Here is a 2,469-nt window from a genome sequence, read left to right on the forward strand (position 1 = left end):
GGGCCGGGTTTCGGGGGGCCGGAGGTCAGCCGGTGGTGCGGTAGGTGTCGACGACGGCCGTGAAGCGCTCGTCGACCTCCGCGCGGGCACTCTGCGGGCCGGTCACCATCACCACGTGGTACTTGCCGCCCAGCAGCATCGCCCGGTTGCGGGCGACAAGCTGGCGGCCGCCGGCCTCCCAGCCGAACTCGCCCTCCGCCATGGCCGTGTCCCCGACGGTGATGGTCCGCACGCCGCTGCTGGTCTTCCAGCCGGTGGAGTCGCGGTAGCCGGCCAGCTCCGGCTGGTCGGACAGCTGGTACTCGCGGGGGTCGGAGCCGTAGCGGTCGGCGCTGTCCCGGCCGGGCACCACGACCAGTTCCAGACCGCCCTTGCTGAACCGCACCAGGCCGCTGCTGGTCTGCCCGCGCGCCCAGCCCTCCGGGACGGCGATGCGGAAGCCGGCGGGGTCGTCCCGGAACTCGTAGCCCTCCGGGGCCTGTCCCGGCGCCGAGGGCTGCGGGGCGCGGCTGCCCGTGCCGCCGTCCGGTGAGGGCCGCCCGGTCCCTGCCGGCTCGCCGGTCTTCTCCGGTCCGGCCCCTTCGGACGGTTCGGGGTCGGCGGACGGCGGGGCGGCCTCGGTCGGCGCACCGCCGACCGAGCCGCGCTGGTTGGCGCCGCTCTCCCCCGCCTTGGGCATCAGCAGCACCGCGAAGAGCATCACCCCGACCACCAGCAGCAGCACCGCCAGCAGGATCAGCCGCCCCAACCGGCGCGGATCCGAGCGTGGTTCGGAGGCCCGCTTGGCGGACCGCTCGGCGGGGCGCCTGGTCTGGCGCCGCCCGGCCGGTGGTCCGGCGGGCTGCCGGCGGGGCCGCCGCCACTTGGCGATCTCGCCGCGCTTCCGCAGTATCGGCAGCCGGCGGGAATCCGCGCGCCCGCCGGCGGGCGGCAGTTGGGCACTGACCACCCGGCGGCCCGCCTCCGGCTCCGGCGCCGACCTGATCAGCGACCGCAGCCAGCCGCTCAGCTCCTCGAACAGCGGGCGCTCGGTGGGGTCCTGACGCAGCAGGGACTCGATGACCGGGCGCAGCGGGCCGCACTCCTCGGCGTACGCGGGCGGCTCGGCGCAGACCAACTGCACCAGCTCGGCGGTGTTCTCCTCCGGGTAGGGGGCGTGGCCCTGGACCGCGCGGTACAGCAGGGCGCCCAGCGCCCACAGGTCGGCCGCGGGCCCGACGGGCGGCGCCAGCCGCCAGTTCTCGTAGACGGGACCGGCCTGTTCCGGCGCCCAGCGCTCGGTGACCGGGCCGACCAGCGTCATCCGCGCCTGCCGGGCGCGTTCGGCGGCCAGCGCGGTGGTCGGGCCGCGGTAGCGGCCGTCCTCCGCGGCCGGCTCGCCCCACGACGAGGCGACCGCTTCCTGGGCGCCGGGGGTGGCGCTCTCGGAGAGTGTGTCGTGACCGGCGTAGCCGTCCTCGTCGGTGAACGTCCGGTGGCGGGGGGCGGTCGGGGAGCCGCCGGTGCGGTGGCCGGCGTCCGCCTCGGGGCCGGGTGTGTCGTGACCGGCGTAGGCGTCGGCGGCATAGCCGCCGTCGGCGTACGGATCGCTGGTGTAGGGGTCGCTGGCGTACGGATCCCCGGCGGGCGCGGCGTCGGTGTAGGGGCCGCCCGTGTACGGGTCACCGGTCAGCGGGTCCCGGTCCGTGGCGGAGCGGGCGGTGTCGGCGCGGTAGCCGAGGTGGGTGGGGAGGGCGAGGGACGGGCCCGGCTTGTCGCCGCCCCACGGGCCGGAGCGCTCGGCGACGGCCTGGCCCTGCTCGCGGCGGCCGGCGGCGTCGGCGCGGTAGGCGGCGGCGCCGGCCCGGTAGGCCGCGACGGCCCCGCCCGGGCGCAGCCCCCGCCCGCCGGGCGGACCCTCGTCGTCGGGGGCGTCCGGCGTGAAGGGGTCCCCGCCGCCCGGGCCTCGCGCCGGCGGCACCGCGGGGCGGGGGCCGGTCAGCGGCGGGTCCGGGGAGACGGCTCCCGGCGCCATCGGCCCCTCGGTGGGCAGCGGGTCGTAGCCGCTCAGCGCCTCCTCCGCGGCGCCCGAGGCCAGCCCGGTCAGCAGCGCGCGGCCGTCCTCGCAGACCAGCACGGTGTGCGGGGTGATGTTGCGGTGCGTCCAGCCGAAGGTGTGCACGGCGCTCAGCGCCGCCAGCAGGTCGGCGGCGATCTCGGCGGCGCGGTGCGGGCTCAGCGGCTGCTCGGCGAGGACCGCCGCCAGCGGTCTGGCGACGACGAGTTCGCTGACGATCCACAGCCCGTCGTCCTCGACGAAGACGTCGAAGACCTGGTCGAGCCGGGGGTGGTCGGGGATGCGGGCCGCGGCCAGCGCGGCCTCGACGGCCCGCCGGACGACGGGGTCGTCGGGGCGGCGGGTGGCCCGGCCGAACGTCGCCCGCGCGCCGGGCGCGTCGACCAGCTCGGCGTCCAGCACCTCGGGCAAAG

The 2,469-nt window shown here is 78.0% G+C and carries 1 protein-coding gene; it reads right to left on the bottom strand.

The window, feature by feature from the left end; genetic code table 11:
- Window positions 1-25: 25 nt before the first annotated feature.
- Window positions 26-2,469 (bottom strand): serine/threonine kinase C-terminal domain-containing protein (locus GL263_RS25040; protein ID WP_182858018.1); only part of this gene is annotated, 2,444 nt, incomplete at its 5' end.

This window comes from Streptomyces durbertensis (genome assembly GCF_014156695.1).
Classification (GTDB): Bacteria; Actinomycetota; Actinomycetes; order Streptomycetales; family Streptomycetaceae; genus Streptomyces; species Streptomyces durbertensis.